Genomic DNA, 13,729 nt, shown 5'->3' with positions numbered 1-13,729 from the left:
TTCAATCTCCTCCGTTAATGTACACATCGTCGACGATCTGCAAATAGTTAACTTTTGCTTGAAGTTGGAATGGAATTAAATATCCATTATCAGTTATAAAGTTATAAGGAAGTGACTTTCTCCCGCCGTTAAATTGTTCTTCCCACTCGTTAAGAAAAGGCGAAAGAGGCAATAAGTAAGTTTCACTCTTTGCAGTGAAGCGAATAATAAAAAATGTAATTCCACCATGTTCCTCAATACGCTTCATATGTTCTACCTGGTGTGAATGAATATTGGTGAAAGGAAGCGACTGTTTATTTTTCGTTTCCTTTGCTTCAAAATCAATATGCCTTCCTTTATATAAACCGTTAAAGTCAGTAGTAGACGGTTTTTGGTAGTATGCTTCCTTAATAACGGCTGCACTTCTTTTTGGATAATCGACTTGCACAACTTGAACCGGTGTCGGCTTTTTATGAATCACTGCTTTACCCGATTCTAAGTAATATTTATTCGTTTCTACTATTTCTTTTTCGAGGGTCATTCCCCTGTTGGCAAAAGCGTCGTTTGTTTTATAGGATTGTTTTTTCGGTGTGTGAGTCTGACGCTTTTGGCGACTACCTTTTGGGTACTTCAACATGATTCCTCCTAACAATTCTATTATATCAAATTTTAAATAAAAAAGATTTGGATATACTGTGAATATAATGAGCAATAAACGACATAAAACTACATAAAGGAATGTATCTATGATCCCTTTAATGGTTAATTATATTAAAGAACAGACGTATAATCATAATATTAATAACGTAGCGCGAACAAAGGCATATTTACAGTTTTATCAAGAAAACCCTGAGATCAAATGGGCGTTTCTTGCTAGTATTGTATCAAGAAATGCAGGGTGGAATATGACTGACCTTGACTCTGAAGCTTATCAATCACTACTTTCAGAGAAGCAACTAAAATCGTTGTACTTAACATATGAAAGTATCAATTGGTACATATTCCAAGACGCCTATCCGCAATTACTCATTTATAAAATGTCGAAAGAACAACAAAAACCTTTGTTCTTTCTTTTTAAGTATTTTCACATATCTTCTTTTATGGAAAGGGAATGGTACGAATTTTATCAAAATAGCGATTTAAATAGACTAATGTATTCCCAAATTGTAAATGAACAAAACATTATTCAACAACCGATTATTAAGCATAATCCGTATCGGCAAACGGTATTCAAATCCTTACCTTACAGACTACAAGAATTATTGCATTTAAATGCTGTTTTATTGCCAACAGAACAAGGGAAAGTGTATGGCAAATTTGTCCCGCATTTTACGCATGTGTCAAAACGGATTAAGTTCGGTAAGAAGATTGCAGCGATCTTATTTTACCCATACCTATATCCATTGTTTCGTAGTTTTGCAGACAATGTTCCTGTCACTGGAGAGCGAAAGGAATATGAGCAATTTTTAAATGTCCAGTCACCATTAACAACGAAACCACTAACAGATATTTATCGTAATACTGAACATGAAATTACCGTTCCACAAACAGATTGGTCTAATTATACGAAAATTAAACGAAAATGGTGGAAAGAGCCTAGGCTAAAACGAGTTGAGCCATTTGCGGATGAATTTTATGAAAAAAGAAAGCAAATGACAAAAATTAGTTCACTTAAAGACAAATTACCCCCATCTCCTGTCGAAAAAGAGTAACTATATAGAAGTTTTGTATCTTCATTTCTAGTTTTGTCAAGTGTGAAGGAGATTTAAAGCAAAGACTGAATTAGTAAAGTATGAAAGGAGGATTGCTCATGAATATGAATACGAAAGGGCATGAACACTCCACGAAAGAAAAATTAATTCAGTCGTTAGGACAACTAGAGATCGCTTTAGATCAATTACAAACACGAATTTATGATCCGACTAAAGAAAAAGCAAATTAAATTTATAGTAAGTTGCATAATTTCATGATACATTTAGGGGGAAGAAGGGTGGTCGTTATGCAACAATTTATGCAACTTACAAATGAGGTAAGAGACGTTATTTTAGAAGATTGTTTGAATCGTTATGAACATGGTAAGAAGTTTGATCGTAAAAATTATGATGATTTTAATCAAGTAAAAGCTGAAACTTTGCCTCTCTTTGAAAAGATAGAGAAATGGGAAGAGGAAGCTCAAGCCATCGTTCATAAAATTGCAATTTTTCCAAATCAAATAAAGAATACTAAAGATAACCTCGAGATCATGATTCTGCATAGCTATTTTCATGATGTTAGGAAAAAGAGATTTATGGAACTATACCAGTCTGTTATGTATAACTTAGATCTCGTAATAAATGATGAAAAATAAATATAATTTATGTATAATATTGAGTACTAAAATTAGTTAAGGGAGAATTATTAGATGGAGCAAAGTCAGTTAGTACAGTCAGCAAAAGAAATGTTAGATCAAGCATTTGTACCTTACTCTAAATTTCCAGTCGGCGCAGCGTTATTAACGAAAGATGGTAAAGTGTATCAAGGGTGTAATATTGAAAATGCTGCATACCCTGTGACTTGTTGTGCTGAGCGTGTCGCGATTTTTAAGGCAGTTTCTGAAGGTGAAAGAGACTTTGAAGCACTTGCGGTTATTGCGAACACAGAACGTCCAGTCCCACCTTGTGGTTCGTGTAGACAAGTGATGAGCGAATTTTTCGATCCAAGTATGAAAGTTTATATTACGAGTAAAGACATGGAAGTGAAAGAGACAACTGTCCAGGAATTGTTACCATTTTCATTTACACCTGATGATTTAGAGTCAGGAAGAGCATAGTTTACAATTAGTTGAATACAATTTATTAAGATTTTAAAAGAGCTAGTCAAAACTAGCTCTTTTTTTGATATACTATATAATATGGAAAAGAAATCTTTAACAATTACCGGTTATAAACCACACGAACTGAATATATTTAATGAACAAGATACTAAAATTACAGTTATTAAAGAAGCGATTAAGAGAAGGCTTGTTCCTCATCTAGAAGAAGGGTTAGAGTGGGTTGTTATATCAGGACAACCTGGTGTTGAGATATGGGCATTTGACGTTATTCAATCGCTGAAATCTCTATATCATGTTAAAATAGCTGTAATACCACCTTTTGTTAATCAAGATAAAGTATGGAATGAAGAAAAACAGAGAAAATATCAACAAATGATTTCGCAAGCTGACTTTTCTAAGCCTTTAAGTGAAAAGGAATATGAAAGTCCTAAACAGTATCAAACACGTGATCGTTGGTTGATTGAGAAGACAGATGGGTGCATGATCCTATTTGAAGAAGAGTATGGTGGTTCACCTAAGTTTTTTTACCGCTTAGTGACACAATATGAAGAACAGCATGATTATGAAATAATTGTTATTAATTCTTTTGAATTGGAAGAAGTGGCACGGGAACTACAAGAGTCCGGTCAATTAGAATAAAAAGATTGAGGGGATGTTTATGATGAAAAAAGCACAATTGACGAACCAAGAAATTTTGGACAAAGAGTTTAAAACTTCGATGAGAGGTTATAATCAAGATGAGGTTGATGAATTTTTAGACGTTGTCATCCAAGACTATGATTACTTTGAGAAAGAGGTTGTACGTCTAAATGAAGAATTAGAGAGGCTTAAAAACGCAACAGGGTCCAATACTAATTCTACATACCAAAACAACCAAAGTCGATCACAAGTTAATGCTGATGTACTTCAAAGGTTATCCAATTTAGAAAAAGCTGTTTTCGGTAGAAAGCGCACTGAGTAATTACCAATTATTGTACTAGCAAACAATGTTCGACTATGCTATAATGTTTTATTCGGGCATAGGTAAGAGTTCATAAATGTCTACGTAATCGCTCAAATGATTCATTTGAGAGGAAAGTCCATGCTCACACGAGCTGAGATGCTCGTAGTGTTCGTGCTTGACGAAACCATAAGTCAAGGTAGCTACAATTAGGTAGCTAACGGCAGGGAAATGGCCTAAGCTTTAATAGTATGGTCAGATTACCTTTAAAGTGCCACAGTGACGAACTTAATTGGAAACAATTAAGGTGGAACGCGGTAAACCCCACGAGTGAGCAACCCAAATTATGGTAGGGGCACTTTTTGCAGGGAATTCAACCTAGCAAAAAGACAAGTGATCTTTCACTTGTAGATAGATGATTACGCCTGGAGTACGAGGTTGACCGCCGTTAGCAGTACGATAGGACAGAACATGGCTTACAAGACATTTATGGGTCATTCTTACCTATGCCTTAATTTATAAATTATTGTACATAATAAAGTTTACTATTGGTTTGAAAGGACTGTCTTATAGTGACAACAAATGATGTAACCCTAATTGCAACAGCTGCCATGGGTCTAGAGACTTTAGTGAAAAGTGAAGTTATGGATCTTGGTTATACAGATGTTAAAAGTGAAAACGGTAAAATTACATATAAAGCAGATTATAAAGGTATTGCACGAAGTAATTTATGGCTTAGAACGGCCGACCGCGTTAAATTACTAACTGGAGAGTTTAACGCTTATAGTTTCGATGAATTATTCGAGCAAACAAAGGCGTTACCTTGGGAAGATTGGTTACCCGAAGATGCTTTTATTCATGTCGTTGGAAAGTCACATAAATCAACATTATATTCAGTGCCAGATTGTCAGTCAATTGTCAAGAAAGCCATTGTATCACGACTACAAGATCAGTATAAAATTTATACTAACCTTGAAGAGTCTGGTGTTCGTTACAAAATTGAAGTAGCCATTTTAAAAGATAAAGTAACGTTAACGATTGACACAACAGGTGCAGGCCTCCATAAGCGAGGCTATCGCATAGAGCAAGGGGAAGCCCCGCTTAAACAGACATTAGCCGCTTCTTTAGTTAAACTTACGAATTGGACACCTGATCAACCGTTTGTCGATCCGTTCACAGGATCGGGTACAATCGCGATTGAAGCTGCTTTAATTGGTCAAAATATTGCACCAGGTTTTAACCGCGAATTTGCAGCTGAGGAGTGGGAGTTTTTACCTCCGAAAATGTGGGATGAAGCTCTTGAGGAAGCTGAAGACTTAGCGAATTATGACCAACCATTAGACATTCAAGGTTTTGACGTTGATCATAGAGCTATAGAAATGGCGCAGAATAATGCGTTAGAAGCTGGATTTGCAGATTTAATCAAATGGAAGCAGATGAATGTAAAAGACTTCAAACCACAAACAGATGTCGGTTATTTAGTTGGTAACCCACCTTATGGTGAAAGATTAAAAGACCGACCTGAAGTTGAGTCAATTTACAAAGCACTAGGTGGAATTATGAAGGACTACCCGAAATGGAGCGTCTATGTGATGACGTCCCATGAAGAATTCGAAAAACACTATGGTACATCAGCATCTAAGAAGAGAAAGTTATTTAATGGGTTTATTAAAACAGATTATTATCAGTTTTTCGGAAAAAAATAATGTCTTAAACAAAGTCTCGGTTTAAAGCCGAGTCTTTTTTATGGTTGAAATAAAGAAGCTATGCGTGTAGTTGTAATACATAATTAACGGCTGAAAGGGTAACTTAAATAAAAAAAGGATGAAACTTCCATGGCGATTATTGCCTCAGTTGGTACATCAGTTCCTCAGCATAAATTTTCTCAAACATTTGCAAAAAATATCGTGAGTGAGCTAACTCAATCTCATTCTTTGAAGAAGTACTTATCAGTATTTGATGAAGCAGCAATAGAAGAAAGATATTTCGCTACAGGTGAGGATTGGTTTAAAACGAATCATGGGTTGGAAAATCGCCATCAGTTGTGGCTTGAAGAAGGAATTAAACTGGCCAAGGAAGCGGTTATCCATTGTTTAGGGAATGATTTTGAACTTAATGATATTGACGCAGTAGTTTCTGTTACGAGTACAGGCATTTTAACACCATCGATGGAAGTTCACCTACTAAACGAACTAAACTTTTCTCCTTACATAAAACGCATGCCCCTTTTCGGACTTGGGTGTGCTGGAGGTGCCATTGGCTTATCGAGGGCTTTTGACTACTTAAAAGGAAACCCAGAACAAGCCGTCTTACTCATATCGTGTGAGTTAGCTTCAGTGGCGTTTCACCCGCACAATTTAAGGCCAAAAGACATAGTAGGGGCTGCTATTTTTAGCGACGGGGCAGCGGCTACATTACTACTTGGTGAAAAGCACCCAAAAGTAAATAATTTAACAAGAAAAATTGTCATTAAGGCAACGGATTCTAAAGTAAAGCACCAGTCGATGAATGTCATGGGATGGGATATAAAAGATGATGGGTTTCATGTCATTTTTGATGTCACAATCCCGAAGTTAATTGAACCGTTTTGGAAACCACATGTAGAGCGTTTATTAACAAACCATAACCTTTCTCTTGAAGAAATAAAACATATTGTTGCACACCCTGGTGGAAGAAAGATCATTGAAGAGGTTGAACGTTTTTTTCCGAGCCCTGACCTACTCAAACCGTCAAGAAATATCTTGAAGAAGTTTGGTAATATGTCATCTCCTACAGTGCTTTTTGTCTTACAAGAAGTAATGAAACAAAAAGAGTTAGAAAAAGGGTATGCCTTATTAACTGCTCTAGGGCCAGGGTTTGCTTCTGAAATTGTTTTAATGGAGGTTATGTAAATGGTCTATATATTATTGTTAATTTATTTAATTAGCTTAAGATTATTAGAATTAGCGATTGCTAAGTCGAATGCACGCTATCAAATCGAACGTGGAGCAGTTGTAGTAAATGATCGCTACTATCCATTAATCGTCACTGTCCATGTGCTTTTTATCATAAGCTTAATTATTGAAAGCTATTTAACACACCAATTTAACCATTCTTTATCTGTTAGTTTATTAACTATTTTTATTATTTTGCAAATTATGAGGTTTTGGGTTATTTTATCTTTAGGACGCTATTGGAATACGAAAGTTATTATAAACCCAGGCGGAGGAAGTTTAGTTAAAAAAGGGTTATATAAGTATGTTAAACACCCTAATTATTGGGTTGTATTTTTCGAGCTGTTAACCATTCCGTTATTATTTGGCGCTTATATAACGGCTGTCATTTTTCCGCTAGCGCATGTGTTGTTAATGACAAAACGTATTCCGTTAGAAAATGAAGCTTTGAAGAAATATACACAATAAATAAGTTGAAAAGGGTGGGGAGTATGCTTGTTTCGGCTCAAGAAGCTAAAACGATGTATGAAGAATTAGGTGCTACTTTTGTTGACTGTCGATTCGATTTGCAAGATGATCAACTTGGCTTTCAAAATTATGAAGCGTTTCATTTACCAGGTGCCGTCTATTTCGATTTAGAGGAAGATTTAAGTGGTCCAGTAGAAACAACAGGGGGAAGACACCCACTACCGGATTTAGACTCTTTTGTTCATATACTGAAGTCTAAAGGAATTGATGATGAAACAGTTGTAATCGCATACGATGATAATCATGCCTTTGCTTCGCGTTTTGCGTGGATGATGAAAGCGCTCGGTCACCAACACGTCTATATATTAAATGGTGGTATTAAAGCTTGGCGCAACATGGAGTATCCTTTAAGTACCGAACGAGTGGAACGAACTGCAATAACAAGTGAGCAAAGTTGGCGGTTCAATGAAAGCTTAATTGCAACTCAAGATTATGTAAGGCGTCATATAGAGGATGACCAAATAGCTTTAATTGACTCAAGAAATTATGAACGTTTTATTGGAAAAGTTGAGCCAATTGACTTTAAAGCAGGTCACATTCCCTCTGCTAAAAACTTTGATTGGATGAACTTGTTTAAAGAAGATGGGTTGTTTAAACATAAAGATGAATTAAAAACTTACTTTAGTTCTTTAGAGATGTACGAAGAGGTTATTGTTTATTGCGGATCTGGTGTTACAGCGGCTCCAAATGTTATTGCGTTATGGGAAACAGGATATGACAATGTAAAGCTATACGTAGGTAGCTTTAGTGACTGGATTACAAATGTAGATAATGAAGTAATGACATTTGAAGACGATTAATAATTTAAACAAAAAATCGGCAACCATTGTATGGTTGCCGAATATTTATATGGTTTTTATTATTTTTTAGCTACGTTTGAAGCTTGAGGGCCACGGTCGCCTTCAACGATTTCAAATTCAACTTCTTGACCTTCTTCTAAAGTTTTGAAACCTTCTTCTTGGATTGCTGAATAGTGAACGAATACATCGTCTCCACCTTCAACTTGGATGAAACCATAACCTTTTTCAGCGTTGAACCATTTTACTACACCGTTTTGCATTTTAAAAAATCCTCCTAAAAACTATCCACCTAAGTTCTAGATGGTTATTTCACAATAGATGTAAAGATAAAAAAAGGGTAACTCCTATAGAAATGAAGGATCACAAATGCATCTCTCACTTCTATAGAAGTTACCTGACTTTCTTTATGATTCTTCACATCTCTATTGCACTTTTAAGTATATCGAAAGTTATTGATAAAGTCAAGAGAGAACAAGTACAATATATGTAATATATGTGCAAGGATGATGAAATGTGACAATATTAATTGGCCTCACAGGGTGGGGTGATCACGATGATATTTATACTCAGGAGTATACAACTCGAAATAAGCTTGAGTCTTATGCCGCTCACTTCCCAGTTGTTGAGTTGGATAGCGCATTTTACAGCATCATGGACCAAAAACAATTTGAAAAGTGGTCAAATCAAACGCCAAGTAATTTTTCATTTGTTGTAAAGGCTTATCAAGCGTTTACAGGGCATGACCGAAAAAAATATACGCGCAAAGAAATGAAGGAGTTATTTTCACTTTACCAGAAACAAATTTCCCCTCTTGTAAAAGAAGGGAAATTGCAAAACATTTTATTTCAGTTTCCGCCTTGGTTTGATGTGAACCAAGACCATATAAGACGCTTAAAATTTATTCGCGAGCAATTTAAAGATTACCCGATAGCTATAGAATTTCGCAATAGAAGTTGGTATGATGAGCATATTAAGGAATATACGCTACAATATTTAAAAGGTGATCAGTGGATTCATACGATTTGTGATGAACCTCAAGCTGGTAAATCCTCTGTCCCAATTGTGCCAGAAATTACAAACGTAGAACAATCATTAATACGTTTCCATGGCCGTAACATTTATGGCTGGAACAATAATGGTCAAGACAATTGGCGTGAAGTACGATTCCTATATAATTATTCTGATCAAGAACTAGGAGAATGGCAAAATCGAATTGACCATTTAAAACAACAAGTTAAACAAATGACTATTTTGTTTAACAATAACTCAGGTGGTCATGCTTACGAAAATGCGAAAAGATTCCAACGAATGTCAAATTTAACTTATGAAGGGTTAAACCCTAAACAAATTGACTTGTTTACTGATTAATTAACAGAACGAACACCTAAGTAGCGTGCTTGCCAATAACGATCTGACATGCTCGCAACAGTAACACCGCTTGTTGTTCCTGCATGTACGAATTGGCCGTCACCAATGTATACACCAGCATGTGATGGGCCAGGTTTGTAAGTTTCAAAAAACACAATGTCACCAACACTTGGTTGAGAAACTGGTGTTGTTACATTCCATATGTCATTGACTGTTCTCGGTAATGAGGCACCATGTTGAAAATATACATATTGTAAAAATCCACTACAGTCAAACCCGCTCGGTGACGTACCACCCCAAGCATAAGGTGTGCCGACATAAGATCTTGCAGTAGAAGCAGCATTACTATATGTAGTCGATGACGTTTGAACTTCTGACTCTGACTGATTGGACTGTGTATTCGTATTGGCTGAGTGATTGGTTTGTTCAGTAGTCGTGACATGAGAAACAGTTATAATTTGGTCCAACCCAGCTAAATCTAAATCTTTATTGTTTAATTGATTAAAATAGATTAGCGCACGTTTCGTATTGTGACCGGCATCACCATCGACGCGGTCATGGTACAATCCTAAACCTTTTAAAGCTGATTGGACACGTTTAACACTATTAGATTGTTCTCCAAAGGTAATATCTTCAGCTAAATGATTGATCACACTTATATATTGATCATATATTGCCTGGTTAAGCATTTCTAAAGTGGCTTCATTTAATTCACCATTTGGTTTTAAATTATAATCACTTTGAAAGCTTTTAACGGCGTACTCTGTTAATGCATTGTATTGATCAGTTTCTTCACCAGGATAATAGTTGGCAGTCTTAAGCTTTCGGTGAAGTAATACAACTGAATCACCATGGTCTCCGTATGAGAGTTGATTCATCTCTTTAATTTGTTGTTTTGTATATGCATCAACTGGCACATGAAAAACAAACGGAGAACTTAATGCTAAACTACCTGCCATAGCGCCAATCATGAAAGTTCTCGCCGGTTTCCGTTTGATCATTTTACCAACACCTTTTCATTTCATTGATCTCTGTTCGAAATATATGTGTTGATTATTAAAACTATGAGTTACAAAAATGTTACGAAATTATTATAGGGGTGAAATAGTATGGAAAATGTAAATGAGCAAGGTTACTTAAACTTATGCCAAACAGTACTTGAACATGGTAGTGATCGCGGTGATCGTACTGGTGTTGGCACCCGATCAATGTTCGGCCATCAAATGAGGTTTAACTTACAAGAAGGGTTCCCTTTATTAACGACGAAGCGAGTCCCGTTTAAATTAATCGTTAGTGAGCTGCTTTGGTTTATTAAAGGTGATACAAACATTCGTTACTTATTACAACATAATAACAACATATGGAACGAATGGGCTTTTAAAAACTGGGTTGAAAGTGATGAATATGACGGACCTGACATGACCAATTTTGGCGTACGCTCTTTAGAAGATGACCAATTTAATGAACAATATCAAGAGCAGATGAGCAAGTTTAAGAAGCGAATCTTAGAGGATGATCAGTTCGCTGAAGAGTTCGGTCACCTCGGTGATGTTTATGGTAAACAGTGGCGTCATTGGCAAGATTCAAAAGGTGAGACAATCGACCAGTTAAAACAAGTCATTCATGATATTAAAAACAACCCTAATTCAAGAAGGTTGATTGTGTCAGCTTGGAACCCTGAAGATATCCCTACAATGGCCTTGCCGCCTTGTCATACACTGTTTCAATTTTATGTACAAGATGGTAAGTTGTCATGTCAGCTTTATCAAAGAAGTGGCGACATTTTTCTTGGCGTCCCGTTCAATATTGCAAGCTACGCATTGCTGACACATTTAGTTGCTCATGAATGTGGACTAGAAGTAGGGGAGTTTGTTCACACGTTTGGTGATGCCCATATTTATCATAACCATTTTGATCAAGTGAATGAACAACTCGGTCGTGAGATGAAGCCGTTTCCAACACTTAAGCTTAATGCGGAAAAACAATCGATCTTTGATTTTGAAGTTGAAGATCTGACTGTAGAAGGATACAATCCACACCCTGCTATTAAGGCTCCAATTGCGGTTTAGGAGGTAAAGAATGAAACTATCATTAATTGTAGCTATGGATGACAATCAAGTAATTGGCTTGAACAATGATATGCCATGGCATTTACCAAACGATCTAAAATACTTTAAAAAAGTAACTTCAGGTTCACCAATCGTGATGGGGCGTAAAACGTTCGAATCGATTGGCAGACCATTGCCGAATCGTCACAACATCATTATGACACGTAATGAACAGTACACTCAGGAAAGTTGCTCGATTGTGCATCAATGGGAGGATCTGTCGCCATTAGTTGATGGGGAAGAGGAAGTGTTCATCATAGGTGGATCAGAATTGTTTAAAGACGCTTTAGAACAAGTAGATTATATGTATATCACTCGAATTCATGAAACGTTCGATGGCGACACATATTTTCCAACAATCAATTGGGATGACTGGGAATTAGTTAGTGAACAATCAGGGGAACTTGATGAGAAGAACAAACATGAACATACATTTTTAGTTTACCGTCGAAAATAAGTGAACATTTTGTAACAGAATGCAATAATATTTGCAAATTCATGATAAATAAGCGACAATAATGACAGGACTAGTCTGCGAATGGTGGGTGTTTAGATGACAATCGGAGTTCCGGGGTTAATATTAATTATTTTAATCCTATTAATTATATTCGGTCCGAAAAAGCTACCAGAATTAGGGCAAGCTTTAGGGCAAACGTTAAAAGAGTTCAAAAAGTCAACTAATGAATTAACATCAGATCAAGATGATCAACCGAAGAAGACAATTGATCATCAATAACGTCTAAGTATTGGAGTGATATTATGGGCATTGGCAGCATCGGTTTACCGGGATTAATATTAATTGTACTTGTTCTGTTACTAGTATTTGGCCCATCCAAGTTACCTGAGATCGGTAAAGCGTTCGGTTCATCGTTAAAGGAATTTAAAAAAGCAACGAACGGTTTAATCTCAGAAGACTCAAATGATTCTAATTCAAAGAAAAACAACTCAGATTCTAACAATCAATAAGCTTGCATGATTAAGATGTAAGGGAGCCCCTTACATCTTCTTTTATGGAACTTTTACTTAAAAAATATGTACTTGGGTTAATGTAAGAGGGTGAACGAGATGACAAATGACCAGCAGATTAGCCAAAATGAAATGGATTGGACAGAACACTTAGGTGAGCTCAGAAAACGCTTTTTTTGGAGCTTCATTGTGTTTGCTTTATCCTTTGGTGTTGGTTTTTATTTTCGTGAAGAAATATATTTATATATTGCAAATGATGTACCATTTCAATTAACAGTTTTAAGCCCTTTTGATATCATTTGGGTCTATGTGATTATCGGAACTATGGCAGGCCTAATTATAACTGTACCGTTTTTAGCTTTTCAGTTATGGCTCTTTATAAAGCCTGGGTTAACAAAGCATGAAAAAAGGGTAAGTTTACTATATGTACCAGCCATATTCATTTTATTTATTTTAGGTTTAGCTTTCGGCTATTTCGTCATTAAAGATTTAGTATTAAACTTTTTACTTAACTTAAGTGACGGTTTAGTTAATGAAATGTTTACTGTTAATAATTACTTTAAATTTATCCTTCAAATAACAGTACCTTTTGCTTTCTTTTTTGAAGTCCCGCTAATTGCAATGTTTTTAACGAGTTTAGGTGTTTTAACACCAGCTTTTATGAAGAAATCGAGAAAGTTTGCTTATTTAATTCTTGTCGTTATTGGAACAATGTTATCACCACCTGACTTTATTTTGCAGTTAGTAGTGGCAGCACCATTGATCTTTCTATACGAGCTCGCTATAATTACCTCAGCAATCGTTTATCGTAAACGGGAGAAAAAGTTAGCTGAGTTAAATGAACAATCAGATGAAGAAATTTAGAAGCAGGTGTTTAGATGAAGTCTTTTTATCACTTTGCGATGCAATATCGAGGAGTCGTAAATAAACAAGATGAGCGTAAACAGCTGGCAGATTGGATGTTTCGTGATCATGATTTCCCAAAACAATCAATCAGCTACGATGAGATTACGCAGTATTTAGAAATGCAAGTGCCATTTGCAGATGCATTAAAGACATTTGATGTATTGTGGGACGAGTATAAAGAGAATTCATAATAACAAAAAGCCAGGTGAATATTCGCCTGGCTTTTTGTCTATTTGGTATTGGTGAAAGTAAGCGAGTTAACTCAATGCTGTTTAGCTAGCTCAATTAGCAAGCGTAAGAGCTACCTACGATGATTAGTAAAATGAATAAAACAACAATTAAAGTAAAACCGCCTCCGCAATAACCTTTACTCATAAAAGAATCACTCC

21 protein-coding genes and 1 other RNA gene are annotated in these 13,729 nt (G+C 35.9%); 18 read left to right on the top strand and 4 right to left on the bottom strand.

Going from position 1 to position 13,729, the window contains the following annotated elements; translation table 11 throughout:
- Position 1: 1 nt before the first annotated feature.
- The gene (recU, locus tag J2R98_RS03095; RefSeq protein WP_307066020.1) at positions 2-613 is read right to left on the bottom strand and encodes a Holliday junction resolvase RecU; all 612 of its coding nucleotides are present in this window, start codon (positions 611-613) and stop codon (positions 2-4) included.
- Positions 614-725: 112 nt separating this feature from the next.
- On the opposite strand from recU, the gene J2R98_RS03090 reads away from it, so the two are divergent.
- The 11 genes from J2R98_RS03090 (at position 726) to J2R98_RS03040 (ending at position 7,992) form a co-directional block, all read left to right on the top strand.
- Entirely contained in the window at positions 726-1,691 is a 966-nt protein-coding gene (locus J2R98_RS03090) for a DUF2515 family protein (RefSeq protein WP_307066018.1), read from the top strand.
- A 98-nt stretch (positions 1,692-1,789) separates the two neighbouring features.
- Positions 1,790-1,921 (top strand): hypothetical protein, encoded by a 132-nt coding sequence (locus J2R98_RS03085; protein WP_307066016.1) that lies wholly within the window; start codon positions 1,790-1,792, stop codon positions 1,919-1,921.
- 57 nt (positions 1,922-1,978) lie between these two features.
- Complete coding sequence (locus tag J2R98_RS03080; RefSeq protein ID WP_307066905.1) at positions 1,979-2,326, top strand: DUF1798 family protein; 348 nt, start codon at positions 1,979-1,981, stop codon at positions 2,324-2,326.
- Between the two features lie 54 nt (positions 2,327-2,380).
- A complete protein-coding gene (locus tag J2R98_RS03075) occupies positions 2,381-2,788 on the top strand; it encodes a cytidine deaminase (protein ID WP_307066014.1) in 408 nt (135 codons plus the stop codon).
- Positions 2,789-2,869: 81 nt separating this feature from the next.
- On the top strand, positions 2,870-3,430 hold the full coding sequence (locus J2R98_RS03070; protein WP_307066010.1) for an SLOG family protein: 561 nt from the start codon (positions 2,870-2,872) through the stop codon (positions 3,428-3,430).
- A gap of 19 nt (positions 3,431-3,449) precedes the next feature.
- A complete protein-coding gene (gene gpsB / locus J2R98_RS03065; RefSeq protein WP_017187409.1) occupies positions 3,450-3,752 on the top strand; it encodes a cell division regulator GpsB in 303 nt (100 codons plus the stop codon).
- Positions 3,753-3,828: 76 nt separating this feature from the next.
- Positions 3,829-4,215, top strand: an RNA gene (gene rnpB / locus J2R98_RS03060) — RNase P RNA component class B.
- An 88-nt stretch (positions 4,216-4,303) separates the two neighbouring features.
- Positions 4,304-5,437, top strand: coding sequence for a THUMP domain-containing class I SAM-dependent RNA methyltransferase (locus J2R98_RS03055; RefSeq protein ID WP_307066006.1), 1,134 nt, complete (start codon positions 4,304-4,306; stop codon positions 5,435-5,437).
- Positions 5,438-5,566: 129 nt separating this feature from the next.
- Positions 5,567-6,622, top strand: coding sequence for a type III polyketide synthase (locus J2R98_RS03050; protein ID WP_307066004.1), 1,056 nt, complete (start codon positions 5,567-5,569; stop codon positions 6,620-6,622).
- Complete coding sequence (locus tag J2R98_RS03045; protein WP_307066002.1) at positions 6,623-7,132, top strand: isoprenylcysteine carboxyl methyltransferase family protein; 510 nt, start codon at positions 6,623-6,625, stop codon at positions 7,130-7,132.
- Positions 7,133-7,155: 23 nt separating this feature from the next.
- Positions 7,156-7,992, top strand: a complete 837-nt coding sequence (locus J2R98_RS03040; RefSeq protein WP_307066000.1) for a sulfurtransferase — start codon at positions 7,156-7,158, stop codon at positions 7,990-7,992.
- A gap of 59 nt (positions 7,993-8,051) precedes the next feature.
- Here the strand turns inward: J2R98_RS03040 and J2R98_RS03035 are convergent, their stop codons facing one another.
- A complete protein-coding gene (locus J2R98_RS03035) occupies positions 8,052-8,252 on the bottom strand; it encodes a cold-shock protein (protein WP_307065998.1) in 201 nt (66 codons plus the stop codon).
- Between the two features lie 253 nt (positions 8,253-8,505).
- On the opposite strand from J2R98_RS03035, the gene J2R98_RS03030 reads away from it, so the two are divergent.
- Positions 8,506-9,360 (top strand): DUF72 domain-containing protein, encoded by an 855-nt coding sequence (locus J2R98_RS03030; protein WP_307065996.1) that lies wholly within the window; start codon positions 8,506-8,508, stop codon positions 9,358-9,360.
- Here J2R98_RS03030 and J2R98_RS03025 read toward each other — a convergent pair.
- Positions 9,357-10,361, bottom strand: a complete 1,005-nt coding sequence (locus J2R98_RS03025) for a C40 family peptidase (protein WP_307065994.1) — start codon at positions 10,359-10,361, stop codon at positions 9,357-9,359. The two genes, J2R98_RS03030 and J2R98_RS03025, sit on opposite strands and share 4 nt — an antisense overlap.
- A 108-nt stretch (positions 10,362-10,469) precedes the next feature.
- On the opposite strand from J2R98_RS03025, the gene J2R98_RS03020 reads away from it, so the two are divergent.
- The 6 genes from J2R98_RS03020 (at position 10,470) to J2R98_RS02995 (ending at position 13,531) form a co-directional block, all read left to right on the top strand.
- Entirely contained in the window at positions 10,470-11,429 is a 960-nt protein-coding gene (locus J2R98_RS03020) for a thymidylate synthase (protein WP_307065992.1), read from the top strand.
- A gap of 10 nt (positions 11,430-11,439) precedes the next feature.
- Complete coding sequence (locus J2R98_RS03015; protein ID WP_307065990.1) at positions 11,440-11,925, top strand: dihydrofolate reductase; 486 nt, start codon at positions 11,440-11,442, stop codon at positions 11,923-11,925.
- A 96-nt stretch (positions 11,926-12,021) separates the two neighbouring features.
- Complete coding sequence (tatA, locus tag J2R98_RS03010; protein WP_017187151.1) at positions 12,022-12,204, top strand: twin-arginine translocase TatA/TatE family subunit; 183 nt, start codon at positions 12,022-12,024, stop codon at positions 12,202-12,204.
- A gap of 23 nt (positions 12,205-12,227) precedes the next feature.
- Entirely contained in the window at positions 12,228-12,434 is a 207-nt protein-coding gene (tatA, locus tag J2R98_RS03005; RefSeq protein ID WP_307065986.1) for a twin-arginine translocase TatA/TatE family subunit, read from the top strand.
- 99 nt (positions 12,435-12,533) lie between these two features.
- Complete coding sequence (tatC, locus tag J2R98_RS03000) at positions 12,534-13,298, top strand: twin-arginine translocase subunit TatC (RefSeq protein WP_307065983.1); 765 nt, start codon at positions 12,534-12,536, stop codon at positions 13,296-13,298.
- A gap of 14 nt (positions 13,299-13,312) precedes the next feature.
- Positions 13,313-13,531, top strand: a complete 219-nt coding sequence (locus J2R98_RS02995) for a YozE family protein (protein WP_307065981.1) — start codon at positions 13,313-13,315, stop codon at positions 13,529-13,531.
- A gap of 94 nt (positions 13,532-13,625) precedes the next feature.
- On the opposite strand, the gene J2R98_RS02990 is transcribed toward J2R98_RS02995, so the two are convergent.
- Positions 13,626-13,715: a YjcZ family sporulation protein gene (locus J2R98_RS02990; protein ID WP_307065978.1), complete on the bottom strand. Its 90-nt coding sequence runs from the start codon at positions 13,713-13,715 to the stop codon at positions 13,626-13,628.
- Positions 13,716-13,729: the final 14 nt, after the last annotated feature.

Source organism: Alkalibacillus filiformis (assembly GCF_030814115.1).
Taxonomy (GTDB): domain Bacteria; phylum Bacillota; class Bacilli; order Bacillales; family Alkalibacillaceae; genus Alkalibacillus; species Alkalibacillus filiformis.
Note: the sequence above shows the minus strand (reverse complement) of the source record. Positions and strands in the feature narration are given on the sequence as shown.

Bases quoted from the DNA above. Each gene is read 5' to 3' on its own strand.
- J2R98_RS03035 (WP_307065998.1), bottom strand. From the start codon at position 8,252: ATGCAAAACGGTGTAGTAAAATGGTTCAACGCTGAAAAAGGTTATGGT.
- J2R98_RS02990 (WP_307065978.1), bottom strand. From the start codon at position 13,715: ATGAGTAAAGGTTATTGCGGAGGCGGTTTTACTTTAATTGTTGTTTTA.
- J2R98_RS03075 (WP_307066014.1), top strand. From the start codon at position 2,381: ATGGAGCAAAGTCAGTTAGTACAGTCAGCAAAAGAAATGTTAGATCAA.
- tatC (WP_307065983.1), top strand. From the start codon at position 12,534: ATGACAAATGACCAGCAGATTAGCCAAAATGAAATGGATTGGACAGAA.
- J2R98_RS03070 (WP_307066010.1), top strand. From the start codon at position 2,870: ATGGAAAAGAAATCTTTAACAATTACCGGTTATAAACCACACGAACTG.
- J2R98_RS03080 (WP_307066905.1), top strand. From the start codon at position 1,979: ATGCAACAATTTATGCAACTTACAAATGAGGTAAGAGACGTTATTTTA.
- J2R98_RS03050 (WP_307066004.1), top strand. From the start codon at position 5,567: ATGGCGATTATTGCCTCAGTTGGTACATCAGTTCCTCAGCATAAATTT.
- J2R98_RS03040 (WP_307066000.1), top strand. From the start codon at position 7,156: ATGCTTGTTTCGGCTCAAGAAGCTAAAACGATGTATGAAGAATTAGGT.
- J2R98_RS03025 (WP_307065994.1), bottom strand. From the start codon at position 10,361: ATGATCAAACGGAAACCGGCGAGAACTTTCATGATTGGCGCTATGGCA.
- J2R98_RS03085 (WP_307066016.1), top strand. From the start codon at position 1,790: ATGAATATGAATACGAAAGGGCATGAACACTCCACGAAAGAAAAATTA.
- J2R98_RS03020 (WP_307065992.1), top strand. From the start codon at position 10,470: ATGGAAAATGTAAATGAGCAAGGTTACTTAAACTTATGCCAAACAGTA.
- J2R98_RS03045 (WP_307066002.1), top strand. From the start codon at position 6,623: ATGGTCTATATATTATTGTTAATTTATTTAATTAGCTTAAGATTATTA.
- J2R98_RS02995 (WP_307065981.1), top strand. From the start codon at position 13,313: ATGAAGTCTTTTTATCACTTTGCGATGCAATATCGAGGAGTCGTAAAT.
- gpsB (WP_017187409.1), top strand. From the start codon at position 3,450: ATGATGAAAAAAGCACAATTGACGAACCAAGAAATTTTGGACAAAGAG.
- tatA (WP_017187151.1), top strand. From the start codon at position 12,022: ATGACAATCGGAGTTCCGGGGTTAATATTAATTATTTTAATCCTATTA.
- J2R98_RS03015 (WP_307065990.1), top strand. From the start codon at position 11,440: ATGAAACTATCATTAATTGTAGCTATGGATGACAATCAAGTAATTGGC.
- tatA (WP_307065986.1), top strand. From the start codon at position 12,228: ATGGGCATTGGCAGCATCGGTTTACCGGGATTAATATTAATTGTACTT.
- J2R98_RS03090 (WP_307066018.1), top strand. From the start codon at position 726: ATGATCCCTTTAATGGTTAATTATATTAAAGAACAGACGTATAATCAT.